Source organism: Pseudozobellia sp. WGM2 (genome assembly GCF_017810075.1).
Taxonomy (GTDB): domain Bacteria; phylum Bacteroidota; class Bacteroidia; order Flavobacteriales; family Flavobacteriaceae; genus JADNYK01.
Genome location: NZ_JADNYK010000002.1, coordinates 332219 through 358863, shown reverse-complemented (window position 1 = coordinate 358863; position 26645 = coordinate 332219). Strand labels below are relative to the sequence as shown.

The following is a 26645-nucleotide window of genomic DNA, read 5'->3' as shown; positions in this document are numbered from 1 at the left end:
AGTATATGAACTGCTTTCATATTTAGAATTAATCATTTAGTACAGATATCTGTAGCTCTATTTGGAAATATAATAAATAATACTGGTCTAACATTTTCCTCTAGGCTATCTTTTAGAGTCTTAAAGGCCCTTGTAATATGCCCCTCAACGGTTTTGGTAGAAATATTCAAGTGTTCGGAGATTTCAGTGTGTGTTAAGCCATCTTTCTTATTAAGCAAGAATATTTCACGACACTTTCTGGGTAATTTCTCAATTTCACGATTCACCAACCGAATTAAACGTTGTACTTCCTCTTGATTACTTTCCATTATAGCATCAACAGCGTCAATATGTTTTTTCTCAAGATAAATGACTGGCTTTTCTTTTCTGTATTGAGATATAAACCCATTATATACTGATTTGTATAAATAATTTTTTAGGGAAAGTTCTGGTTTGATTTTCTTTCTTTTAATCCATAAATCGACCATTACATTTTGTACTATATCTTCTGCATTATCACGGTTCTTTGTAAATGTAAAAGCGTAATTGCACAACAGTACATAATACTGGTTCATTAAAGTATCGTATGCCATTTCATCACCACTTTTTAATCTCGCAGCAAGCAGTCTATCTTCATTAAAATCAATCTTCATATTAGTGTTATCATAAAAAATTATAAAAAAAATAGAGGGGTTTATAATTTTTGTGCGTATTAATTATATATCACATAGAGTTTTCAGACTTGAAGATAGAAAAAATAATTATTAAGTATTTAAATCATGAAGCAGACATTCATGAGTTGGAGATGCTCGATAAATGGTTGAAATATGATGAAAATGAACACCTTTTCACTAGCTATGTAAAAATAGATTTACTCTCCCAAGTTACTATGGACCAGTATGATTTGAATGCAGCTAAAAAGACCATTAAAAGCAATATCAAGCAACAAAAGCGCTCTAAAAGAATTACTGTATATAAAAATGCCCTTATCGCTGCCTCTATTACAGCTATTTTATTTACGGGATTTAACTGGAAGTTAGATGAAAATTCTACATCGAACACAACTGAAGTTGAATCTGAAGGCAAAATACAAGCGGGTGAAAGCAAAGCGGTATTAACTCTAGGAAACGGGAATGAAGTTATATTAGGTAAAGGTAAGGAATACAAGGATAAACAACTCATTAGTAATGGAGAGGAAATTCGATACAATAAGAAGGCTGGTCAAGAACAGAACCAACTTAATCAGTTAAGTGTTCCTAAAGGCGGTCAATTCTATATAGAACTGGCAGATGGTACCGAGGTATGGCTAAATTCCGGTTCCAAGCTTAAATACCCTACTAGTTTCAAAAAAGCAAAAAAACGTGAAGTAGAACTTCTATTCGGTGAGGCCTTTTTTAAGGTCTCAAGTAGCAATCTACATAGAGGCGCTCCTTTTTATGTGAAAACACAATTTCAAGGCGTAAAGGTAATGGGAACGGAATTTAATATAAAAGCCTATGCTGACGATGACGAAATTAAGACAACTTTAATTGAAGGAAAAGTCGAAGTTTCAAAAAACAATACTGTTAAAGAGATAAAGCCTAATCAACAGTCAATAGTCTCAAATAAATCAGAAAACATTATTATAAATAAGGTTAATGCCAAACATGAAATCGCTTGGATTGATGGATTATTTTCATTTAATGATGAATCGTTGAGGGATATAATGGCCACACTATCTCGTTGGTACGATATTCAAATTGTTTTCGAGAATGCAGAACAAAAAGATTACACTTTTACCGGAGTAGTAGAAAGATCAGAGTCTATTCATGATTTATTAAATCTAATAGAACGAACCAGTGATAACCAAATAAAATTTGAGACTAATGAAAAAACCATAGTTATAAAATAATAAGGGAAAAGACCTGCACCTTCCACAGCTAAGGCCCTTTCCCTATTGAAGAATGATTAAATCAATTTTAACCAAACTACAACTAATTTATGCAAACTTATTTTAACGGAAGGGCTCCCATAATTATTATGGTTGCTTTTTGTAAGCAACTAGTGAAACTATATCTACTTCTATTTTGCTCGCTCGCATTCGCACTGGGTACCAAGAATGGCATATCTCAAGATGCCAATATTGCCATTTCATCTGAAAAATCGGTAAGTGTCAAACAGGTGTTTCGTATTATACACCAACAGACAGGGTACAAGTTTATCTTTAGCGATAAGTTTTTAAGAAATGCGCCCCGTGTTACTTTAAACAAGGGTACAATTAAAACCAAAGACTTGCTGAATAACTGCTTATCCCCTTTAAATCTAATCTACGAATTTACCGATTCTGAGACTATCGTAGTGCAGAGAAATAAACTTCGTCCGAACAAAATCAAAATTGCTAAGAAAGGAGTCCAACTTGCTATTACCGGCATCATTACGGATATTGATGGCACACCATTGGCTGGTGCAAATATTGTTGAAAAAGGAACTACCAATGGCACGCAAACAGATTTTGATGGAAAATTTTTACTTAATATCGAAAATGATAAGGCTATTTTAATTGTTTCCTATATTGGTTTTACCACCAAGGAAATTCCGGTAGATGGTCAAAATAGTATAATAACAGTGCTAGAGGAGAGCGCAGCGGGATTGGACGAAGTAGTAATTGTGGGCTATGGAACACAACGTAAAAGTGATGTGACCGGGGCTGTAGCCTCTATATCTGGCTCTGAACTTTCAGAGACCGCGTCTTCTAGTTTAATCGGGCAGGCACAGGGAAGATTGGCAGGCGTTGATATCGTAAATAATAATGGGTCGCCTGGGTCTCCCACAACTATAAGAATCAGAGGTAATAGATCCATAAATGCGGGAAACGAACCTCTATTTGTGATTGATGGTGTACCTACCACACAAGGTATAGATGATTTTAACCCAAGCGACGTTGAGTCACTTGAAGTCTTAAAAGATGCAAGTGCGGTCGCAATTTATGGTTCTAGAGGAGCGAATGGGGTCATACTGATAACAACCAAGCGAGGTAACAAAGGTAAGGTAAATGTTGGTTTTAATACATATTATGGTCCGAAGAGGCCTATTGAGAATATTAAAACTATGGATTCGCAACAATTCATGGAGTATAACAGAGTAGCAAGAGGCCTTTCAAAGAATGATGATAGTGAGGACGTACAGGCACTAGGGCAAGGTTTAGTCGATAGTTTTCAACAGGGTATTGATACTGATTGGCTAAACTTAGCGCTAAAATCAGGTTCACAGCAAGAGCATCAGTTATCAGTGAGTGGAGGCTCCGAAAAACTTAATTATTATGTTTCCGGGAACTATTATAAAGAGGAAGGTATTCTAAAAAATTCCGATTTTGATAGATTAGCTCTGAGAGTTAATCTAGATGCTCAAATTAACGACAAAACGAAAATTGGAGTAAGCCTTAGTACTTCTGAAAGCACTAGAAATATTGCTTCTTCTAGACCTTATAACGCTGCTCTCAGATATCTGCCTCTAGTAGACCCTTATGATGAGAATGGAGATATTTTAGCCTTCCCAAACCCTAGCGAAGGTCTATTGACATCGCCGTTACTAGATTATGCGCCAAATCAGTATGTAAATGAAAATCGGAGCTTTCGCTTTTTTTCTAATGTGTTTGGGGTTTTTGACATAACAAGTGATTTACAATTTAGATTAAATGTGGGCTCTGATTTTACTTCTGAAAGACAAGGAACCTTCAATGGAGATCTTGATGGGAGTACGACTAGGGGCAGCCTGAGCAATGCTCGTGAAACTTCAACTACAATAGAAAACATACTCACTTTCGATAAAAATTTAGACATTCATAATATTAATTTGGTCGGCCTCTTCAGTTATCAAACAAGCAGGACAGAAACTAGCAATCTGATTGGTGAGAATATACCCATTCAAAAGTCTCTTTTCTACGATTTAGATAGCGCCGAAAGGCTTATTGAAATCGGAAGCGATTTGAGTGACTGGTCTTTACTCTCATATATGGCTAGGCTTAACTATCGCCTTAAAGATAAATATTTGTTAACCGCTTCTGCAAGAGCCGATGGTTCCTCTCGATTGGCGGAAGGGAACAAATGGGCGGTTTTTCCAGCATTATCTGCCGGTTGGATTTTGTCAAAAGAGAATTTTTTGAATGATTCTAAAATTTCATTTTTAAAAATTAGACTTGGTTATGGTGAAGTTGGCAATACTTCAATAGACCCCTATCAAACATTGGGCGGGCTAGATAGAACATCTTATGCATTTGGTAATGAAGGAGCGTTTGGATTTGGTCAAGCAGAAATTGCTAATTCAGAACTAAGTTGGGAAATTTCAAAGACTGTAAATCTAGGGTTGGACTTTGGGATTTTTCAAAATAGGATTTCGGGATCACTTGAATTGTATGACACTAAAACGAAAGACCTATTGCTTAGACGCCAAATTCCCACTACTTCTGGGTTCAATAGCATATTAACAAATGTTGGGTCAACAAGAAATAGAGGTTGGGAATTTTCGCTATCTGCTAACTTAGCTAATACCGATAATTTTAGATGGGATGTTGACATGAACATTTCTTCAAATAAAGAAGAAATTACTTCTTTGTTTAATGGCGCAATTGATGATGTTGGTAACAACTGGTTTATCGGTCAACCTATAAATGTCTTTTACGACTATAAATTTGATGGCATATGGCAGACCAATGAATCTAGCGATGCAGAGCAACAAGGTCAACTTCCTGGTGATATCAAAATTGCCGATGTTAATGGACGTGATGAAAATGGTGTGCTTACAAAAACGGCAGATGGTGCCACAAATTCGGATGATAGAACCGTATTAGGTTCCGTTGTTCCAGATTGGAGTGCTGGTCTAAACGTCAAAATGAATTACAAAAATCTTGATTTTTCCGTTCAAATTAATACTCGACAAGGGCAGATGTTACAAAGTCTGTGGCACGACCTGGGGGGCAATCAATGGGAAGGAAGGTTCGCTAACCAAAATTTCAACTATTGGACACCTGAAAATCCGAGCAATCAAATTCCTATTCCTAGAGCAGGGGGAGCACCACTATATCCAACTGCTGTTCGCTATTTTGACGGGTCGTTTACCAAGATTAGAAATATAAGCTTAGGATATACCATTCCGAGCCTGGAAACTTGGTCAATGAGAATTTATATCTCCGCTGTAAACCCATTGGTGTTTTCAAGCTATGATACTGTCGACCCCGAAAGTTCCACTGGGGTAGTTGGGCCGTCCACACCCTTATCGACATCGACATATTTATTTGGTCTAAACATAAAATTATAAATCATGAAGTTTATCCATATAATAAATCTCAACTCTATTAGTAAAATAACAGGTGTGCTTTTCATTATCACTTTGTTTCTAGCATGTGAAGACACAATTGTAGAAGATCCCTTGTCATTAGCAACTGCTGATGCATATTATACAACCCCTGAAGGCTTGGGTGATGCATTAAAAGCTGCCTATTCTCCATTGAGAAGCTTTTATGGTACCCAAGGGGGGTTTTTCATAACAATAACGGGTACCGATATAATCACCAATGGATTTGGCGGAGATCGAAATAATCCGTCTTTTAATAATTATGATCAAAATTTACTAGGTGTTTCTGATTATTTTGGACCCGTATGGAATGAGTTCTACAAGGGTATAAACCAGTGCAATACGGTTGTTAACCGAGCAAATGATATCGTCGGACTTAATACTGCTGAAAAAACGCGATTAATGGGAGAAGCCCGATTTCTTAGAGCTCTCTATTATTTTCATCTTGTACAGCAGTTTGGAGACGTCCATTTTACCTTGGACGAAACCGAAGGGGTGGAGACAGAATCTAATAGAACCTCGTTAAAAACTATTTATGAGGAGGGAATTGTACCAGATTTAGAGTTCGCCTCCATAAATTTGCCAGAGATTGCAGCAGATTACGGTAGAGCCACTTCCTTGGCCGCAAAGGCATTATTAGCAAGAGTAAAATTAACTACGGGTAAATGGGAGGCCGCAGAAGCCTTGTCCAAATCAATTATCGAAACTGGTGTCTTTTCTTTGGTTGAACCATACGAAAATCTTTGGAAAATTGACAACGATGTTAATGATGAAATAATTTGGTCAGTACAATATACGGACGACCCAATCACTAATGGTTCTGGTAATAACGCACATCTTTATTTCAATTTTGATTATACACAGAACCCTGCTATGGTAAGAGATACGGAGAACGGAAGGCCATTTCAACGTTTCATGCCTACCAATCACTTTCTAAATCTTTGGGACACCACTAGTGATCTGAGATTTGCTGGTTCCTTCAAGACTGAATGGTTCGCCAATATATCAGCAACTATCAATGGTCAAAACCTAAATGTTGGTGACCTAGCCATTAAGATTGTCTTAGAGCCTATCGATGATAACATACAAGACTCCGCATCTTATTGGCTAGTTGACTATAATAACGAAGATGTAACTGCCCAAGAAAATAATTTGGAAATCGGCGGAAATCAAAAGCGAAACTTTCCAGTTCTTAAAAAATATTTAGATCCACTTAGAACAAGTATAAATGCCGAAGAAGGTCGTAGGGATTTCCCGGTAATTCGACTGGCCGAAATTTACCTCATTGCAGCCGAAGCAGCGTTTAGACAATCAAAACCAGAGGTTGCCGCAGAATATTTAAACATTCTTCGGAAAAGAGCCATAGCTCCGGGGAAAGAAGCAGAAATGTTAGTTACGGCCGGAGATATTGATATTGATTTCATTCTGGACGAGCGAGCAAGAGAGCTTTATGGAGAAATGCATAGATGGTATGATTTAAAAAGGACGGGGACATTAATCAATAGAGTGAAACTTTATAACCCTCCGGCAGCTCAAAATATCAAAGAAATGCATTTGGTAAGACCTATTCCCCAAACTCAAATAGATCGTGTCACCAATCCTGGTGACTTTTTGCAAAATCCAGGATATTAGTCCAATTAGAAACATTATAGGTTTTTCAATCAAATAAAGAATATGGTAAGATGTATTTCTATATATACGAAGTCAAAGAGTAGCCTTATAATTAGTACACAATTAATTTTATTTGTTGTAGTCTTAGTTGGCTGCAAAAACAAACTACCCTCTGAAACAGAAAGTTTAGAGAGGCCCAATATTATTCTCATAATGGCAGATGATTTGGGGTATTCTGATTTGGGGTGCTATGGTGGTGAAATAAACACACCGAATATTGATAATCTGGCCTATAATGGGCTCAGGTTCACTCAATTTTACAATGCGGCAAGATGCTGCCCAACTAGGGCCTCATTATTAACCGGTCTCTATCCCCATCAGGCTGGCATGGGTGGTATGGTAAAAAATCCGACATATAGCAATCCTGGGCCTTACCAAGGTTATTTGAATAAAAAATCGGTTACTATTGCCGAGGTACTAAAAAAAGCAGGGTACTATACGGCCGCCTCTGGAAAGTGGCATGTGGGAGAAGAAAGACCTCATTGGCCGATCGATAGGGGTTTTGATAATTATTACGGTTTAATTAGCGGTGCTGCGAATTATTATGATATTTCTAAAACTAAGTTTCCTGAGGTAGTTCGACATTTTGCAGTCGACAGCCTGGAATACTTTCCTAAAGAGGACTTTTATATGACCGATGCCATAACGGATAATGCTCTTCAATTCTTAGACAGAACTAATGAAAGTCAGCCTTTTTTTCTATATATGGCATATACCGCACCTCATTGGCCATTACATGCGGAACAAGAAGACATTGATAAATACAGAGGAAAGTTCATGGAAGGTTGGGATCAATTGCGAAGTAAGCGCTATGCCAAAATGCTTGAAATGGGAATTATTCAAAATGATTGGTTACTAAGTGAGCGTAATTCAGATATTAAACCTTGGGAGCCCTTGAGCGAAAAAGAAAAAAAAGATATGGATTTATTGATGTCTATATATGCCGCTCAAATTGACCGAATGGATCAAGGGATAGGAAAAGTTCTAGAAAGATTGGAGCAAAAAAATATCGCAGAAAATACACTTATTGTCTTCCTTTCAGATAACGGGGGGTCTCATGAAGGAGGGCCAGAAGGTCAAGATTTTTGGGGAAACTTTCGAGATGAGAATATTAGACCAGGTTCTGGGGATTCTTATCAAAGTTACGGTCAATCGTGGGCAAACCTGAGTAATACTCCTTTTCGAATGTTTAAGAGTTGGATCCACGAAGGGGGGGTGTCAACTCCTCTAATAGCATATTGGCCAAAAGTAATAAAGGATAGAGGTGCAATTACTGATCAAGCCGGTCATGTAATAGATTTAATGGCCACCTGTATCGATATAGCGGGCCAAGAATACCCAGAATCTTATAACGGTAGCAAAATTATACCGATGGAAGGCAAAAGTCTTTTTCCAATTTTTCAGGGTCAAAATAGAGAGCCCCATAAACTAATTTACTGGGAACATTTAGGAAACAAGGGGGTTCGAATGGGGGATTGGAAATTGGTTTCAAAAAATAAGAATTCTTGGGAACTTTACAATTTGGACGTTGACAGAACAGAAATTGTAGATTTATTTTCAGAAGAAGTTGAAATAGGCAAGCAAATGATAACTTTTTATGAAGGTTGGGCTGAGAAAATAGGTGTAAAAGAATAAAATCAAACACAAGCTTAAAGCCCTTATCAAGAACTCCAATGGAATAGGTATGATTACTTGCCTTCTATTTCAGAATAATTAGAAAGTAAAGGAAGTTGTCTAATTCAGTGCGTAGGTAGCCTACTCTAAACCAAAAAATCCGCAATCATCTAAAGTTTAGATAATTACGGATTTTCTTTGTGGTCCCACCTGGGCTCGAACCAGGGACCACCTGATTATGAGTCAGGTGCTCTAACCAACTGAGCTATAGGACCGGTATTCGAAATAATCGCCCAAAAACTCTAGCTTCACCCAGAGGTATGGTCGAAAATGAGGGCAAATTTAACCATTACGTACAACTACACAAAATAATGTTCTTCATTTGTGCTAAAATAAACGCTCCAGACTATTTTGGCAACTCTTGACAAAGTTCAACTAAGACTCCGTTGCTGCTTTTAGGGTGCACAAAAACTACCAGTTTATTGTCCGCGCCCCGCTGAGGCTCTTCATTCAGTATGGTAAACCCCTCTTTTTTTAACCTATTGATTTCCATTCGAATATCATCTACCGCGAAGGCAATATGATGAACGCCCTCCCCCTTCCGTTCTAAAAAGCGAGCTATAGGGCTATCTTCACTTGTAGCCTGCAAGAGTTCAATTTTGCTTTCACCAGTTTGAAAAAATGAGGTTTTTACTCCTTCAGAAAGTACTTCTTCCACTTTATAGTGCGACCGACCGAGTAGCTTCTCAAAAAGCAAATTGGAAGCTTCCAAATCTTTCACCGCAATACCGACATGTTCTATTTTGTTCAAATGACACGAGTTTTTGCTGCCCAAACGGCTTTATCTTCCTAATTTACATTTAATTCTGCGTATTTTTGCCCTATGGAAACACAACGACAGAAAAAAATTGCAGGCGTGATCCGAGAAGATATCGTTGATATACTTCAGCGTGCTGCCATAGAGGGAGGCTTGCAGGGGACATTAATTTCCGTTACCAAAGTAAATGTGACCACCGACCTCTCGATTGCAAAAGTTTATTTGAGCATTTTTCCAAATAATAAAGCTGCGGAGCTCATGGAAGGTATCAAATCAAATCAACCCTTGATCAAGCACGAATTGGCCCAGCGTACCAGGAACCAGTTGCGCAGGGTTCCTGAACTGCTATTCTTTCTAGACGATTCGCTTGATTACATAGAAAACATAGAAAAGTCTTTGAAAGGCGATGAAAACCCTATTGAAAACCGAGATCTTCTAGATAAAAGAAAAAAACTGTAAGGTTGAACTTTCCGCTTTATATCGCCAAACGCTACGTTCGCTCTAAAAGCAGCCAAAATGCGATAAATATTATTAATCTGATTACCTTTTTGGTCATCGTAATCGGATCGGCAGCCTTGTTTATCGTTCTTTCAGGCTTTGCCGGCCTTAAAAGTTTTAGCCTTCAATTTAGCAATACGTTCGATCCCGATCTAAAAGCACTACCCGCCGCTGGCAAATTTTTTGAGTTCAGTGCCGAACAAGAAGAAAAGCTAAAAGAATTAAATGGGGTGGCTTCGTTTACCAAAGAGCTAGAAGAAAAAGTCTATCTTAAGCATCAGGGCAAAAGCCATATTGCAATCATTAAGGGTATCGATTCGAACTACAATCGGGTCACGGGTATAGATAGTACGGTTTTATATGGCAACTGGCGAATTAATTCAGAACAGGCAGTAGTTGGTATTGGAGTAGCTAACTTACTCGGGTTATCGGTCAATCAAAGTGCACTGACCGTTCTGGCCCTTAAACCGGGCAAGGGTTCACTTTCTCTAAAAGACTTAAAGACCCAGCCCTATTTTATTAGTGGAGTGTTCGGTGTTGAAGAAAATCTTGACAAAAAATATGTATTTGCCGATTTGGCATCGGTTCAAAACCTTTTGGAAAAAGAAAAAAGGCAAATTTCTGGATTGGGGTTCAAACTTGAAAACTCCGAAGAGGTTTCCACTATTAAAGAGAAAATCGCCGCTGTTCTTGGGAGTACCGTGATACTGCGCGACCGACAAGAACTGAACAGTACCCTTCACCGTATGTTGAACACTGAAAATTTAGCGACCTACCTTATTTTTACCTTGGTATTGGTTATAGCCCTGTTCAACGTAGTCGGAGCGATAATTATGATGGTGCTAGATAAGCAACAGAACCTAAGAACCCTCTATAATCTAGGAACTACTTTGAAGAAGCTTCGAGCTATCTTTTTCGTTCAAGGGCTTTTGGTAACCGGTATCGGTGGTTTTATAGGTGTCGCCCTAGGCTCGCTGTTGATTTGGTCTCAATTGGCGTTTGAATGGCTGAAAATCACTCCCACTTTACCCTACCCGGTAGAATATCAATTTTTAAATGTACTCGTGGTTCTGGGCACTATAATGGTTTTAGGTATCGTCGCATCAAAAATTGCCAGTAGCCGCATCAATAAAAAATTGATTACCCAATAAGCGGCTAAACGGAAAACTCATAGTCCCCGAATTTCTGCAATACCTCATCAAAAGCAGAAAACACATCGGCCGCATCGTCGCTGGTGACCATTTTCATACGGTATTCCTTAAAATTGGGTATTCCCTTAAAATAATTGGTATAGTGTCTTCGGGTTTCAAAAACCCCTAGCTTTTCACCCTTCCAGTCGATAGCCATTTGCAAGTGCCTTCTAGCAGCCTCTACACGTTCTACCATATTTGGGGGAGACATGTGCTCCCCGGTCTTGAAATAGTGCTTCACCTCATTAAAGAACCACGGGTAGCCAATACTTGCACGACCGATCATAGCGCCGTCCAATCCAAATTCATCACGCATTTTCATTGCCGCCTCTGGAGTATCAACATCGCCATTACCAAAAACCGGAATATGCATTCGTGGGTTGTCTTTAACCTGTGCTATGGGGCGCCAATCGGCATTACCTTTATACATCTGTGCCCGCGTTCGCCCATGAATCGCTATCGCCTTACAGCCCACATCTTGAAGACGCTCGGCAACCTCAACAATTTTAATAGAGCTCTCATCCCAACCCAAACGGGTTTTTACGGTTATGGGCAACTTAGTACGCTCAACCATAGCCTTGGTCAGAGAAACCATTAAATCTATATCTTTAAGTATGCCCGCACCCGCACCTTTACTGACCACTTTTTTTACGGGGCAGCCAAAATTAATGTCAATAATATCGGGGTTTGATTTTTCGACGATATCTACCGATTGCAGCATCGAATCTAAGTTCGCACCAAAAATCTGAATGCCGACCGGGCGTTCCTTTTCATAAATATCGAGCTTCATCACGCTTTTGGCGGCATCTCGAATCAAACCTTCTGAAGAAATGAACTCCGTATACACCACATCGGCACCTTGCTCTTTGCAAAGCGCTCGAAAAGGGGGGTCGCTAACATCTTCCATAGGCGCGAGAAGCAACGGAAAATCAGGCAATTGTATGTCTCCGATTTGGGGCATAACTTTTTTCTTTTAAAAGGATGGCAAAATTAATGAATTTCTTCGGATGACCACTAGTCGGTAGCTGAAGTGTGCAATTTTACAGTCGGTTGCGCTCCTCAACCCTCTTTGATTTCTTATTGCTCTTGATTTTAGAATTACCGAACTTATAACGGAAGCTTGCCGTAAACAATCTATTTTCTAAACGACTAAGTGAAGTACTGTTCTGGTCTTGGTAGATTCTTGTGCTAAATAGATTGCCCTGATTGAATATATCATCTACGCCTATTGAAATACTCGCCTTATTGTTCCAAAGCGATTTTCGAAAAAGAATATCGATAGCGCTATAGCTATCATACCTAGAGTTTTTAGAAAGAAGAGGCGAAGTATAGTAGAAACTTAGATTGGCGGTCAATGAGCGGTCTTCTAAAAAGGTAAAATTGTTGTTAGACCTAACAAACCAATTAAAGAGTTGGTTCTCGACCATTTGGCCGTTGTTTATGTTCGTAAAGGTAATTTTCTCATCAAAAAAACTTCCAAGAACATAACTGTCCCAAAAACTGGAAATCTCTTTATTGAAAATGACATCAAAGCCGTAGCTCGTGTTCTTATCTATGTTCGAGTTGATGAACCGTAACCAATTCAAATCGTTATTCTGAAAAATCAATTGCCCTAAACCATTCTTTCTGTTTTTATAAAAAAATTCGAGGGTATAGGTATTTTTCAAGGTATAACCGGCCGCCAAATAACTGTTTGTTGAAGGCATTAGCTCGGGGTTACCTTCTATGGTTGAAAAATTACTTTGAAATATCTGGAATGGATTAATCGAGGAATATCGAGGCCTTGTTATTCTTCTATTATAGTAAAAGATGAAATCATGATTTTTGTTCGGTACGTACATAACCGAAAAAGAAGGGAACAACTTGAAATAATCATTGTTCCTGTTTTCGTTCCCTTGGCTCCATTCGCCTTGGGTGTCGGTATATTCGCCTCTAAGTCCTCCTTTAATGCGCCACTTGTCCAACTTGGTATTAAAAGAGGCATAGCCGGCCAAAATTGATTCATCATATTTGAACGTGCCGGCCTCCGTTGGGGAAACACCCGGGGTTTCTTGGTCAAAGCCCTGCTGTACCACAATACTTTTAGAGGCAATATCTGCGTACCGGAGTCCGGATTCAAATTTGGTCGATTTCCCCAAAGGAGTAGAAAAGTCGACTCTTAAACTATATAAATTAATATATTGTTCCGTATTAACCGTGAAATCATTTTTCCCTATATAATTACCCTCTAAACCATAGAAATCGGTATCTAAAAGTTGCCCTCTACTCTGGTCGTAAAATGTGTAATGTCCATTTACAGCAATTTCCGCCCCTTTATCATTTAGCTCATGTTCATAATCTACATAATACGAAGTGTTGATTTCCCTTCGTTTCGAGAGATTGGCACTACTGAAACGTGAATACAGTGTATCACCGTTCAAACTCGTTTGGGTATCGAAAGAAGTGTGAATATGAGGCTGCCATATGGTAATAGCGGTCAGGCTTAAACGGCTTTTATCACTGAGGTCGTAATCAAAAAATGCCGATAAATTATGTCGCTTTCTTCTTGTTACCACTTCTTGATCGGCCACCCAATTAGAAGTAATATCGCCACCATCTATAAAATTTGTAATATCAGTATATTTTGTAACCTTTCGCGAATGGCCAAAATTATAATTGACCGACAAGCCCATCTTTTCCCCTTTAAAGTAATGGTCGGTACCTATGGTATGTTTTGGTAAAATACCTTGAACATAACGGTTGTAAATTGCTCCATTATAACCAGCGACCAAGTTTTTTTTCATTTTAATATTGATGAGTATGTCTTCCTCAGCACTATATTTGGCAGGTGGGGAGGTAATCACCTCTATTGCCTCGACCGAACTCGCCGATGCACCAGATAAAAGGTTAATAATATCGCCCTTGGGTAAATGCACTTTTCGACCGTTTATCAATATGCCTACATCGCTGCTACCCTTTACCGATAGTTGGTCGTTTATGATCATAACGCTGGGAGTTCGTTTGAGAACATCCCAGATTTCAGTATCGGTCAAAGCTGTATTTTCAACACTAAATACCAGTCGGTCTACTTTTCGTTCAAGACTGGGTTTTTTATGGGTTACAATTACTTCTTCCAATTTAGAAGCTGTAGATAATTTTAATGCTTCTAAATTTAAATCTGCGTTTACTTCAACTAATGTCAAAGCCGATTCGTTTTCTAAGTAGCTAGCTTTCAGCAAATAGGAACCTTTTTGAACATTTTCTAGTATAAATGCTCCGTTTTCATCACTAGATGTGCCGTCGATAAGGACAGAATCTTTAGCGGCCATCAATAATATATTCGCATAAGCGACGGGTAACAGCTCTTCGTCTTGAACATTTCCGGAAACCGAAAAACTTTGGGAAAAACTAGGTACGGCAAAAATGAGGCATAGCAAAAGAGGGCAAACAATATTTCTCACGTAGGGTAATAGAATATAGGGTCTGTTCAAAACTAAACAATAAAGTAAAGTCTTACAACATCATTGTCATAAGATTACAAAACGAAGCGCCACAATCTTATATTAATTTTGGTTTTTCATCATGAGAGTGTTCGTTTGGTTCCGCTATAATTTTGAACAATGCAATTCACTAATCGCTTGAGTTTTTCATCAAACAAGCGGCAAGGTTTTGATATTTACCAAAATCGCAGCAAAATAACGTATCTTTGCGCCCTTAAACGCCGTTCATTCGACTATGAAGAATATTAGAAATTTCTGCATCATTGCCCACATTGACCATGGTAAAAGCACACTGGCCGATCGCCTATTAGATTTTACCGGTTCTGTAACCGATCGTGAAAAAAAGGAGCAATTGTTGGATAGCATGGACTTGGAGCGCGAACGTGGAATAACCATTAAAAGTCATGCGATTCAGATGGATTATGTCTACAAAGGTGAAAATTACGTTTTGAACCTTATCGACACTCCCGGCCACGTTGATTTTTCATATGAAGTTTCGCGCTCGATCGCTGCTTGCGAGGGTGCTCTTCTTGTTGTAGATGCGGCACAGAGTATTCAGGCCCAGACAATATCAAACCTGTATCTGGCCTTAGAAAATGACCTCGAAATTATTCCTGTGTTGAATAAGGTCGATTTACCAAGTGCCAACCCAGAAGAAGTTACCGACGACATCGTTGACCTTTTAGGCTGTAAGGCCGAAGAGGTAATTCCTGCAAGTGCAAAAACGGGTATTGGCATAGAAGATATACTTACAGCCATAATTGAGCGTATTCCTGCACCTGTAGGCAACCCTGATGAGGCGTTGCAGGCGTTGGTATTCGATTCGGTCTACAATCCGTTCAGAGGGGTTGAAACGTATTTTAGGGTCATCAATGGTGAAATCAAAAAAAATCAGAAAATAAAATTCGTTGCAACTGACAAAAGCTACTTTGCCGATGAGGTAGGTACCTTAAAATTGGTGCAACACCCCAAACAAAGTATAAAAGCGGGCGATGTTGGTTACCTGATTACGGGTATAAAGGATGCTAGGGAGGTAAAGGTAGGTGATACCATTACCGATTCGGCAAATCCGACTAAAAACGCTATCGGCGGATTCGAAGATGTAAAACCCATGGTTTTCGCCGGAATTTATCCTGTGGATACGGAAGATTTCGAAGAATTGAGGTCTTCAATGGAAAAACTACAGCTCAATGATGCCTCTTTGGTGTTTTCACCGGAAAGCAGTGCTGCATTAGGTTTTGGTTTCAGATGTGGTTTCTTGGGAATGCTTCACATGGAAATCATTCAAGAACGGCTCGAGCGCGAGTTCAATATGACGGTAATTACCACCGTGCCCAACGTAAGTTACCATGCTTACACCAGAAAGAACCCCGATGAGGCCATAATCGTAAACAACCCTTCCGATTTGCCCGACCCATCAGGTATTGATCGTGTAGAGGAACCCTACATTAAAGCAACCATAATCACCAAGTCCGATTTTGTAGGCAATGTCATGTCACTATGTATAGAGAAACGTGGTATTATCACAAATCAAACATATTTGACCACTGAAAGGGTCGAGCTTACTTTTGATATGCCCTTGGCGGAAATCGTATTCGATTTCTATGATCGTTTGAAAACTGTTTCCAAAGGGTATGCATCTTTTGATTATGCCCCTATCGGTATGCGGGTCTCTAAATTGGTTCGTGTAGATATTCTTTTGAATGCTCAACCCGTAGATGCCCTGTCCGCATTGATACATGCCGATAATGCCCAGCATATCGGTAAAAAAATGTGTGAAAAGCTTAAGGAACTTATACCTCGCCAACAATTTGATATACCTATTCAAGCCGCGATAGGAGCTAAGATTATTTCAAGGGAAACCATCAAAGCTTTACGAAAAGACGTTACGGCAAAGTGTTACGGTGGTGACATCTCAAGAAAAAGGAAGTTACTAGAGAAGCAAAAAAAGGGTAAAAAACGTATGCGTCAGGTAGGTAATGTAGAAATTCCACAACAGGCATTTATGGCGGTGTTAAAACTCAATGATTAATTCTGGTTTCGACATTTTTCACCTCTAAAAACATCATTGTTTTTCAATAGACCGACCGTTGTTTGTGTTAAAATTTGAGGTCTTCAAAACCTAACTTTTTAAGTATCAGTCTACTTTTTGAAAGTTGCAGATTATTCTTACAATTTTTCGTTCAATTGCATAATTTCAAACAATTTTTTTGGCTTCTTGCTGTTTTAAATAAGTTGAATTTAGTTCCCAAAATCTATGACAACCTATATTGCGAAGTTTATTGCGAAACACGTATTAAGTACTACCAAGCAACACTCTATATTTATCTGGCGCCAAGAAAGTGGAGAGATAGATACTCAATTATTAGAGAATAAAATAAAAAGAGAGGCGGCAATGCCCTTTTATCGTTTAGAAAATGATAATAGCCGCGAGGTTGAAGCTGAAGAAATATCGGTTACCATATTAAAAACAATGCCATTTTCTGGTTAGCCGTTTTCCTTATCTTGTTTATCATCGGTCTCATCAGCTTCCAGAATTTTTCCTAAATATACCAATCGGCATCCTTCGCTTATATCATTAAAATCAGTACTAAACGATGATATAATTTTAAGGTCGCCATCTGGGGTTTTAAGAAATATAGGAACTATGTTTTCGTCTGCCTTGGTAATTTCAATAAGGCCTTCATAATGCTCCTTATCCTTTAATTCTATCTCATGAACGGCAGGAAATTTACGAGCTGTCTCCGTAAGTTTGATAAAATCATCGGTATGCGAGAACAATCCCTCTTTCGGATTGTTTTCTGGGTCGTTCATTTCATCGGAATCGATTAATCTGAACGAACCGTTTTCCCCGAATTGACTTCCAAATTTATTTACCGCATATTTATTGATATCTGAGTTTCCGGTAAGCGCCATAAGGTAGCCAACATCGTTCAGTTCAATATTGTCCGTCAAATTATCGGAGTAAATGTTGGCAGTAATAGCTTCAATACCCAATTTTTTAGCTTTTTGAATGTTCGTCTGATTATTATCTACCAATACCACGTGTCGTTCGTTCTTTCGTAAATAGTCACCGATTAATCTTGAAACCTTAGAAGCTCCGATTATTACAATTCCCTCTGACTTCTTTAAAAACACGCCTATCGCCTTGGCGAACAAACGGGCGGTTGTAGCATTTAATAATACCGTTCCTAAAACTATCATAAATACCAAAGGGGTGATGTACTCTGCGCCCTCCTCGCCTTTCGCCAATAACTTAGATCCGAACAGTGAAGCTATACCAGCCGCTACGATACCTCTCGGGCCTACCCATCCAATAAAAAGTTTCTCGTTGAATTTAAGATTTGAACCTATAGAACTTAAAAACACACCAATCGGTCTAATTAGAAAAACCACTACCAAGAAAAGGGCGACCGTCTTACAGCTATTAATTAATTCCAGGTCAGACATATTAATGTTCGCGGCCAATAGAATAAAGAGTATTGATATGAGCAATACGCTCAGCGATTCTTTAAAATAGAGAAGTTCTTTAATATTAGGTAAGTCTGTGTTACCCATGACCATACCCATAATTACAACCGCCAAAAGTCCAGACTCATGAGCGAAAACATCTGACATTACAAATACCAGTAATACAACTGACAATGAAACCACATTGAGCAAATAGTGGGGTATAAAATTCTTTTTTATCGCAAAAGTCAATGCGTGCGCAAAAGTGAAGCCAAAGGTAAAGCCGAACAATAAAATTTTTCCGAATTCGACCAAAGCCGTCATAGTATAGGCCTGCCCTTCTCCCACGCTTATAAATTCATATACCAAAACTGCTGCAAGGGCACCTATGGGGTCAATAAGAATGCCCTCCCACTTCAAAACAGCCGAAAGATCCTTTTTTAATGGAATATTCCTCAATATAGGTGTAATCACTGTCGGCCCTGTTACAATGATCAGCGCTGAAAACAAAAACGAGATTTGCCAGCTCAGACCAAAAATAAAATGGGAAGCAATGGCCGCGCCAAAGAAAGTGACCAAGCTGCCTAGGGTAATCAATTTGGTAATTACTGGGCCAACATTGCGAATCTCTGCCCGCTTTAGGGTCAAACCACCCTCGAACAAAATTATACTTATCGCAAGAGAAACAAAGTAATAGAGTCCATCGCCTGGAAATAATCCTTTTTCCCCCGTCCAAATAGGTTCTATAAGTTTAGAGCCATCCTCGGTAAAAAGGGTTGCAATTGGCCCAACCAAAAGACCTATTAAAATTAAGGGCAATATGGCCGGTAGTTTAAAACGCCAAGCTACCCACTGTGCTATAATACCCAAGATGATGATGCCCGCTAATTCTACCATTTAATTCATTTTAGCCAAAAATAGTGATTTTTAGACCAGATAAATGACCACTGACGCCCATTTTGAATCTTATTAAATTAACATCTTTTTCAGTCATCTAAATATCTAGTTTGCAGGCCGTAGCAATATAGACCACATTATTTTGTTCATCCTTTAGGTTTTTAATTTACACAAATTTGTTTCTCTGCATATAGGTATTTGTTGTACTTGAACTGTGCTTTTCTTAATTTGCAGGTTCTTACCATACCGTTAATGACCCTCTACCCCATAGAAACTGGAAACTTTAAGTTAGATGGCGGAGCCATGTTCGGGGTTGTGCCAAAAACCATTTGGCAAAAGACCAATCCGGCAGACGAAAAAAATCTCATCGATATAGCCGCCCGCAGTTTACTGATCGAAGATGGCGATAGGCTCATCTTGATTGATACGGGCTTAGGTAATAAGCAATCTGATAAGTTCTTCGGATATTATCATTTATGGGGCAACCACACCCTAGACAATTCTTTAGAAAAAGCCGGATTTCATAGAGATGATATTACCGATGTTTTTATGACCCATCTTCATTTTGACCATTGCGGCGGAAGCATTCAATGGAACAAAGACAGAACGGGTTATGAACCCGCGTTTAAAAACGCCAAGTTCTGGACCAATCATGATCATTGGGAATGGGCCACACAACCTAACGCACGCGAAAAGGCTTCTTTTCTAAAAGAAAACTTGTTGCCCATGCAAGAAAGTGGACAATTAAATTTCATTCAAAGAGAAGGTCGATCATTTCTCAAAGGCTCAGAATTAGGTTTTGACATCTTGTTCGTCGACGGGCATACAGACAAACAAATGCTGCCCTATTTAAGTTATAAAGGCAAGACGCTTGTTTTCGTTGCCGACCTGATACCGACCGTTGGGCATATACCCCTACCATACGTTATCGGCTATGATACAAGACCCTTGATAACACTTAAGGAAAAAGAAATTTTTCTGGATCAAGCGGTAAAAGAGAATTATTACCTTTTCTTCGAGCACGACGCACAAAACGAAATTTGTACATTGCAATCAACCGAAAAGGGAGTGCGCTTAGATAAAATCTATAGTTTCAATGAAGTTTTCAACAACTAAAATCAGTGTACGACTCTTCGGTATTACAAGTGCTATTCTATTTTTAAGCGCGTGCAAAACCCAAAATTTAATCAGTACAGACTTCACGCCCGAATGGGGATTCACGAAGGGCATAGAGGGCCCGGCCGTAGATGTCAATGGTAACCTTTATGCCGTAAATTACAAAGAACAAGGAACTATCGGAATCGTATACGAAAATGGAAAAAGTGACATTTTCACTAGACTTGACGGGAAAAGTGTTGGCAACGGAATTCGTTTTGACACTTCGGGAAACATGTTCATTGCCGATTATGTGGGCCACAATGTATATCAAATAAAAAATGGCAGCAAAGAGGCTGAGGTTTATGCCCACAACCCAGAAATGAGCCAACCTAACGACCTTGCGATTGCACCCAATGGCACTATGTATCTTAGTGACCCAAATTGGGCCGAAAGCAAAGGTCGTATATGGATTGTTCAAGAGAATAAAGAAATTGTTCTTCTAGAAGACAACATGGGTACCACGAATGGTATCGAGGTCAGCCCTGATGGTAAGAGATTGTATGTAAATGAGTCAGTTCAACGCAACGTCTGGCAATACGACATCAACGAAGATGGCACTCTCGGCAATAAATCGCTATTCATAAAATTCGATGATTTCGGTATGGACGGTATGCGCTGCGATTCTCAAGGAAATCTTTATATCACCCGTTATGACAAAGGTACCGTCGTAATCGTCACACCCGATAAAAAAATCATAAAAGAGGTGCAATTGAAGGGAAAAAAGCCCTCAAATATTACCTTTGGGGGCGAAAATGGCAAAACATGTTATGTAACCATGGCCGATCGGGGCAATTTTGAAACCTTCCCCGCCCTGAATTCAGGCGCATTTTACAAACGCTTACACTAATCTCAATTTATTTATATGACACGATTATTCCCAAAATCCGTACTCGGGTTATCTCTAGCATCCCTACTCATGGGCTGTGGAGCCACTGCATTGGTATCGACACCAATCGAGAACATTGACACCACCCCACTTAAAATTGCTGACCTTAGTGAAGCGCAAAAGCAAAATTGGGGCCATCTAGACCTTGTTGCAGATACCATTCCCGGAATGAGTGTAGACAAAGCATATTCAGAAATTTTAAAGAATAAAAAGGGAGAGACCATAATCGTTGCCGTATTAGACTCGGGCATCGACCTAGAACATGAAGACCTAGACGATGTGCTTTGGACCAATAAAGACGAGAAGCCAGGTGACGGAATTGACAACGACAACAATGGCTACGTAGACGATATTCATGGTTACAACTTCTTGGGTGAATCGTACAATGAGCAACTTGAGGTGGCCCGAATCGTAAAGTTAAAATTAGGTGATGCCGCACTTCAAGCGAAAGCAAAGGCCGAAGTTGAAGGGGAATACGCCAAAGCTGTTCAGCAAAAACAGCAGTACGAGCAAATTTTTCAAGCGGTCAAAAATGCGGATGCGGCCGTCAAGAAAGAATTAGGCAAAAACGAATATAACAAGAAAGACCTGGCCGGTATAAAGTCTACCGACGAAGCTATGCAGCAGAACGTCGGTATCTTGACACAAATGCTGACCTACGAAGACAGTATTCCCGAGGTCTTGAAACAAATCGAAGGTGGTATCACTTATTTTACCGATCAGGTCAACTACAATTACAATGTTGATTTCAACGGTAGAAAAGTGGTTGGTGACGACCCATACGACATCAACGATACCGATTATGGTGACGGCAACCCACAAAGTCGCTCAGAAGATGAAAGTCATGGTACCCACGTTGCCGGTATCATTGCCGCTGAACGCAACAACGGCTTGGGAGCCAATGGTGTGGCCAATAATGTAGAAATCATGAGTATTCGTGCCGTACCTAACGGTGATGAGTACGATAAAGATATCGCCTTGGGTATTCGCTACGCTGTAGACAACGGGGCTAAAATTATCAATGGCAGTTTTGGTAAAGGGTATTCACCAAATGCACAGTGGGTATTCGATGCCATCAAATATGCCGCTGACAACGATGTTCTTTTTGTGCATGCCGCGGGTAACTCAGGTGAAGATTTAGATAATCCTGCAAATCCGAATTTTCCGAACGACCAAGTAGATAATGGTCCAGAAATTGCGGACAATGTGATTACCGTAGGTGCTTTGGCGCCAAAGTATGGCTCAGAAATGGTGGCTTCCTTTTCAAATTACGGAAAAGTAAATGTAGACGTTTTTGCTCCTGGAGACGAGATTTATTCGTCAATGCCCGGTAGTAAATATGATTATCAAGGTGGTACTTCTATGGCGGCACCGGCGGTTGCCGGTGTAGCAGCTTTGATACGTTCTTACTATCCAAAATTAACCGCATCGGAGGTCAAAAAAATTATAATGGAGTCTGGGTTAACGCCTAGAGCTAAAGTGATTTTAGGGGGCGACAATGCCAAGACCGGTAATTTAGAAGAGATTTCAACCGCGGGCACTATGGTCAACGCCTACAATGCTTTGATTATGGCACACAATGTATCCATGGGAAAAATTAAGCTATAATCGCTGTCAGCGGATTAAAGTAAACAACAGAATTTTAGATTTAAAGATATGAACCATTTTTTCAAAGTCATCTGTCCATTTCTTTTGATGTTCTCGACAATTGGTCTCGCCCAAAACACTTCGTATTGGCAACAACATGTCGATTATACCATGGAAGTGGGCATGAACGTGAAAAACTATCAATATACGGGTACGCAACAGTTGGTGTATACCAATAATTCGCCGGATGAACTCAATCGGGTCTACTTTCATTTGTATTTTAATGCCTTTCAGCCCGGTAGCGAAATGGACATCCGTTTACAGAATATTGCCGATCCTGACGGGCGCATGATGAACGAAGAGCAGAGTAGAATCGCTTCATTGAGCGAAGAAGAAATGGGCTACTTGCATGCTACCTCCTTGCTTCAAGATGGGCAAAAAGTTGATTTCACAGAAGAGGGTACCGTTTTAGTCGTAGAGTTGGCAAAACCGATTGCTCCCGGAGAAAAGACTACGTTTGACATGGTTTTTAGAGGGCAAGTGCCTTTACAGGTTCGTCGAGCAGGCCGAAACAGTGCTGAAGGCGTTGCTCTTTCTATGAGTCAATGGTACCCAAAGTTAGCAGAATACGATTTTGAAGGATGGCATCCTGACCCATATATAGCTCGAGAGTTTCATGGGGTCTGGGGCGATTTTGATGTAAAGCTCACCATTGACAAAGATTATGTTGTTGGCGGAAGCGGATATCTTCAAAACCCTCAGGAAATAGGTCATGGTTATGAAGCGTCCGGAACAAAGGTCAAAAAGCAAAAGGGCAAGACTTTGACTTGGCATTTTAAAGCTCCAAAAGTTCATGATTTCATGTGGGTTGCCGATCCTGATTATATTCACGATACCCTTCAGGTCGAGAATGGGCCTATGCTTCATTTTCTGTATAAGGATGACAAAGAAATTGTTGATAATTGGAAAAAGCTTCAGCCCAAGACCGCTGAGCTCATGCAGTTCTTTAATAAAAATATAGGCGAATATCCCTATAAACAATACTCTGTTATTCAAGGTGGTGATGGTGGTATGGAATATGCCATGTCGACCTTGATTACCGGAAAGCGAAAATTCGGAAGTTTAGTGGGTGTTACCGCTCACGAAATGGCCCATTCTTGGTTTCAGCATATACTTGCTACCAATGAATCGAAGCATGAATGGATGGATGAAGGCTTTACGTCATTTATCTCAAACTTAGCCATGAACGAGGTGATGGAAGAGAACAAAGAAAACCCGTTCGCAGGTTCTTATAAGGGTTATTACAATTTGGTCGGTTCCGGTAAAGAGCAACCGCAAACCACCCATGCCGACCGCTACGATCTCAATTTTGCTTATGGCATTGCGGCCTATAGCAAAGGTTCTATCTTCTTATCACAATTGGGCTATATCATCGGTCAAGACAAATTGATGGAAACGGTACGGAAATACTATGACGACTTTAAATTTAAGCACCCCGTACCCAACGATATCATACGCACGGCAGAAAAGGTTTCTGGAATGGAGCTAGATTGGTACCTGACGGATTGGACACAAACAACGAACACTATAGATTATGGAATTAAAGATGTAGCCGAGGATGGTGAAAAAACGAAAATCACACTTGAGCGAAAAGGTCTTATGCCTATGCCCATAGACTTATTGGTGGTTTATGAAGATGGTACTCAAGAAAGTTTCTATGCGCCGCTTCGAATGATGCGCGGCGAAAAAGACAACCCTTATGCCCAGATTGAAAGAACTGTAATTGAAGATTGGCCGTGGGCGTACCCTACCTATGGTTTTACAATCGATAAGCCTTTAGAAAGCGTAAAAGCGATTTTGATTGATCCCAGTCAATTGATGGCCGATGTAAAACAAGAGGATAATCTTTGGCAAAAATCTGAATAATAGTATAGCGCATATTATCGGTAAGAAGTATATTAAGGGCAGTCGCAGGTTTTGTGCCATGCGGGTGCCCTTTTATTTATTTGCAAATAGTTGAAAATGGATTTTAAATTTTCTAAAAAGGAAAAGCTGAAAAGCAAAAAGTTGATCGACCAACTTTTTGCCGAGGGAAAGTCCGTTACAGCCTTCCCCTTAAAGCTAATTTATTTAAGATCACAACTTCCGGAAAATGTTCAGGTACAGGCTGGGGTGGCCGTTCCTAAAAAGAATATCAAAAGCGCAGTTAATCGCAATCGTATCAAACGATTAATGCGAGAAAATTATCGATTAAACAAACATCAGGTTTTTAACAATAGTGAGGGCTCTTTTGCGTTTCTATTTTTATACCTTGGTAAAAAGATGCCTTCATTCACTGAAATCGAGTCGGCTATGGGCAAAACTTTATCCAAGTTTTTAAGGGCAGAGGGGCTTAAAAGTGAAAAGATCAACCCAAAGTAAATCTTCAAACATTCTGAATTAGATGAAGACTTTAGCGAAAAAAAGAATACTGATTCCCGCAATGGCCATAACCATGTTTGTGGTCGGAAGTGGTTTTGTAAAGAGTGATTTTTTCGAAATCGCCAAACAGATTGAAATATTCACAACGCTGTTCAAAGAGCTCAACATGAACTATGTTGACGAGACCAACCCCGCTCAATTAATGGACACCGCCATTAAGAATATGCTAGACGATTTAGACCCCTATACCAAGTTCTTGAACGAACAAGATGTAGAGACCTATCGCATTAACAATGCCGGTGAATATTCCGGTATCGGCGCCTTGGTGCGTTCGTACGATGACAAACTGTTGATCGTTGAGCCTTATAAGGGCTACCCTGCGGATAAAGCTGGTCTCAAAGCAGGGGATGAAATACTTAAAATCGGTGATATCGACGTTTCTAAATTTGACGATAACGCCAGTGAGCTTTTAAAGGGAGCGAACGACACCTCGGTCGAGGTGACTTTTACGCGACAAGGCGAAACCAAGACCGCTACTATCACGCGCGGTGCCGTAGAGGTTGACGCCGTTCCGTTCTATAAGATGGCCAATGATAAAACAGGCTATATTGTATTGGCAAAATTTAACGCTAAAGCTTCTAGCCAAACGAAATCGGCACTTGAAGATTTAAAGTCGCAGGGGGCGGAAAGAATTATTTTAGACTTGCGGGGCAACCCTGGCGGACTTCTTTCGGAAGCGATAAATGTGACCAACCTATTTGTTGATAAAGGTGAGTTGATTGTTACGACAAAATCAAAAGTAAAAAAGTTCAATAGAGAATATAAGACCAAAAACCAGCCGATAGACACTGAAATACCTTTGGCGGTATTGGTTAACGGTAGCAGCGCCTCTGCCAGTGAAATTGTTTCTGGCGGATTACAAGACCTTGATAGGGCCGTTGTGATGGGTGCGCGCAGTTTTGGTAAAGGGTTGGTGCAGCGCCCGTTAAAACTCACCTATGGCACCCAATTGAAGGTCACCATAAGCCGTTATTATACCCCATCAGGTAGATGTATTCAATCACTGGACTACTGGAACCGTGACCAAGACGGTAACGCCGTTCAAAAAACCACCTTCAATGACTTTACCACTCGAAACGGACGTAAAGTGCAAGATGGCGGAGGCGTATTGCCAGATATCGAAATCGCTTCGGCCAAAGCAAACGAATTGACCACGGCATTACTGAACAACAATGTCATCTTTGATTTCGCAACGGACTACTATTACAACAACAGTCTAGAGAACATCGCTGATTTTAAGTTCTCTGAAAATGATTATCAAACCTTCAAGAGCTACGTCTCGAAAAGTGATTTTTCTTTTGAAACCAAGACTGAAAAAACGCTCAAAGCCGCAATGACCGATCGGGAAGAAGTTATTTTCAACGAAGAAATTGAAAGTGATTTTGAAGCTTTACTGCTTGATATTGAAAAAAGTAAGGTAACCGCCCTAGAAGACTATCAGAAAGAAATAAAAAGTAAGTTGGAAGACGAAATCGTCAAACGCTACTTTTACAGAGAAGGTCTTTATGATTTTTATCTTAAAAACGATGAGGCTATTCTAGCCGCAACCGAATTATTGGGCAATACGTCTAAGTATCAAAGCATACTTCAATAGATAAAAAACAGTTTTT

General features: G+C 39.7%; 19 protein-coding genes and 1 tRNA gene. 14 read left to right on the top strand and 6 right to left on the bottom strand.

Going from position 1 to position 26645, the window contains the following annotated elements:
• Positions 1–32: 32 nt before the first annotated feature.
• Positions 33–632 carry an RNA polymerase sigma factor gene (locus IV512_RS05155; protein ID WP_245224678.1) on the bottom strand — a complete coding sequence of 200 codons (600 nt, stop codon included), beginning with the start codon at positions 630–632 and terminating at the stop codon, positions 33–35.
• A gap of 89 nt (positions 633–721) precedes the next feature.
• Here IV512_RS05155 and IV512_RS05150 point away from each other — a divergent pair, with 89 nt between their 5' ends.
• The 4 genes from IV512_RS05150 (at position 722) to IV512_RS05135 (ending at position 8613) form a co-directional block, all read left to right on the top strand.
• Positions 722–1870: a FecR family protein gene (locus IV512_RS05150; RefSeq protein ID WP_209401313.1), complete on the top strand. Its 1149-nt coding sequence runs from the start codon at positions 722–724 to the stop codon at positions 1868–1870.
• An 89-nt stretch (positions 1871–1959) separates the two neighbouring features.
• The gene (locus IV512_RS05145; protein WP_209401311.1) at positions 1960–5271 is read left to right on the top strand and encodes a TonB-dependent receptor; all 3312 of its coding nucleotides are present in this window, start codon (positions 1960–1962) and stop codon (positions 5269–5271) included.
• 3 nt (positions 5272–5274) lie between these two features.
• Entirely contained in the window at positions 5275–6939 is a 1665-nt protein-coding gene (locus tag IV512_RS05140) for a RagB/SusD family nutrient uptake outer membrane protein (protein ID WP_209401309.1), read from the top strand.
• A gap of 42 nt (positions 6940–6981) precedes the next feature.
• Positions 6982–8613: an arylsulfatase gene (locus tag IV512_RS05135; RefSeq protein ID WP_256439268.1), complete on the top strand. Its 1632-nt coding sequence runs from the start codon at positions 6982–6984 to the stop codon at positions 8611–8613.
• Positions 8614–8793: 180 nt separating this feature from the next.
• Here IV512_RS05135 and IV512_RS05130 read toward each other — a convergent pair.
• Together IV512_RS05130 and mce are read right to left on the bottom strand one after the other, a co-directional pair.
• Positions 8794–8867 (bottom strand) — tRNA-Ile (locus IV512_RS05130).
• Between the two features lie 131 nt (positions 8868–8998).
• On the bottom strand, positions 8999–9403 hold the full coding sequence (gene mce / locus IV512_RS05125) for a methylmalonyl-CoA epimerase (RefSeq protein WP_209401305.1): 405 nt from the start codon (positions 9401–9403) through the stop codon (positions 8999–9001).
• A 72-nt stretch (positions 9404–9475) separates the two neighbouring features.
• Between mce and rbfA the strand changes: the two genes are divergently transcribed.
• Positions 9476–9868 (top strand): 30S ribosome-binding factor RbfA, encoded by a 393-nt coding sequence (rbfA, locus tag IV512_RS05120; RefSeq protein ID WP_209401303.1) that lies wholly within the window; start codon positions 9476–9478, stop codon positions 9866–9868.
• Positions 9869–9870: 2 nt separating this feature from the next.
• Positions 9871–11058 carry an FtsX-like permease family protein gene (locus IV512_RS05115; RefSeq protein WP_209401301.1) on the top strand — a complete coding sequence of 396 codons (1188 nt, stop codon included), beginning with the start codon at positions 9871–9873 and terminating at the stop codon, positions 11056–11058.
• 4 nt (positions 11059–11062) lie between these two features.
• Here IV512_RS05115 and dusB read toward each other — a convergent pair whose 3' ends face one another.
• Positions 11063–12058, bottom strand: coding sequence for a tRNA dihydrouridine synthase DusB (gene dusB / locus IV512_RS05110; protein ID WP_209401299.1), 996 nt, complete (start codon positions 12056–12058; stop codon positions 11063–11065).
• A 79-nt stretch (positions 12059–12137) separates the two neighbouring features.
• Positions 12138–14567 (bottom strand): outer membrane beta-barrel family protein, encoded by a 2430-nt coding sequence (locus IV512_RS05105; protein WP_209401297.1) that lies wholly within the window; start codon positions 14565–14567, stop codon positions 12138–12140.
• A gap of 244 nt (positions 14568–14811) precedes the next feature.
• On the opposite strand from IV512_RS05105, the gene lepA reads away from it, so the two are divergent.
• Together lepA and IV512_RS05095 are read left to right on the top strand one after the other, a co-directional pair.
• A complete protein-coding gene (lepA, locus tag IV512_RS05100; protein WP_209401295.1) occupies positions 14812–16608 on the top strand; it encodes a translation elongation factor 4 in 1797 nt (598 codons plus the stop codon).
• 225 nt (positions 16609–16833) lie between these two features.
• Positions 16834–17067 carry a GTP-binding protein LepA gene (locus IV512_RS05095; protein WP_209401294.1) on the top strand — a complete coding sequence of 78 codons (234 nt, stop codon included), beginning with the start codon at positions 16834–16836 and terminating at the stop codon, positions 17065–17067.
• Here the strand turns inward: IV512_RS05095 and IV512_RS05090 are convergent.
• A complete protein-coding gene (locus tag IV512_RS05090; RefSeq protein ID WP_209401292.1) occupies positions 17064–18923 on the bottom strand; it encodes a sodium:proton antiporter in 1860 nt (619 codons plus the stop codon). The two genes, IV512_RS05095 and IV512_RS05090, sit on opposite strands and share 4 nt — an antisense overlap.
• A gap of 252 nt (positions 18924–19175) precedes the next feature.
• On the opposite strand from IV512_RS05090, the gene IV512_RS05085 reads away from it, so the two are divergent.
• The 6 genes from IV512_RS05085 to IV512_RS05060 all read left to right on the top strand — a co-directional run bounded on the left by IV512_RS05085 (position 19176) and on the right by IV512_RS05060 (position 26629).
• Positions 19176–20039 carry an MBL fold metallo-hydrolase gene (locus IV512_RS05085; protein ID WP_209401291.1) on the top strand — a complete coding sequence of 288 codons (864 nt, stop codon included), beginning with the start codon at positions 19176–19178 and terminating at the stop codon, positions 20037–20039.
• Positions 20020–20928, top strand: coding sequence for an SMP-30/gluconolactonase/LRE family protein (locus tag IV512_RS05080; RefSeq protein ID WP_209401290.1), 909 nt, complete (start codon positions 20020–20022; stop codon positions 20926–20928). The genes IV512_RS05085 and IV512_RS05080 overlap by 20 nt, the downstream gene beginning before the upstream one ends.
• 15 nt (positions 20929–20943) lie before the next feature.
• Entirely contained in the window at positions 20944–22575 is a 1632-nt protein-coding gene (locus IV512_RS05075; RefSeq protein ID WP_209401289.1) for a S8 family serine peptidase, read from the top strand.
• A gap of 48 nt (positions 22576–22623) precedes the next feature.
• On the top strand, positions 22624–24480 hold the full coding sequence (locus tag IV512_RS05070) for a M1 family metallopeptidase (RefSeq protein WP_209401288.1): 1857 nt from the start codon (positions 22624–22626) through the stop codon (positions 24478–24480).
• Between the two features lie 96 nt (positions 24481–24576).
• Positions 24577–24975, top strand: a complete 399-nt coding sequence (gene rnpA, locus IV512_RS05065) for a ribonuclease P protein component (RefSeq protein ID WP_209401287.1) — start codon at positions 24577–24579, stop codon at positions 24973–24975.
• Between the two features lie 22 nt (positions 24976–24997).
• Positions 24998–26629 carry a S41 family peptidase gene (locus IV512_RS05060; protein WP_209401286.1) on the top strand — a complete coding sequence of 544 codons (1632 nt, stop codon included), beginning with the start codon at positions 24998–25000 and terminating at the stop codon, positions 26627–26629.
• Positions 26630–26645: the final 16 nt, after the last annotated feature.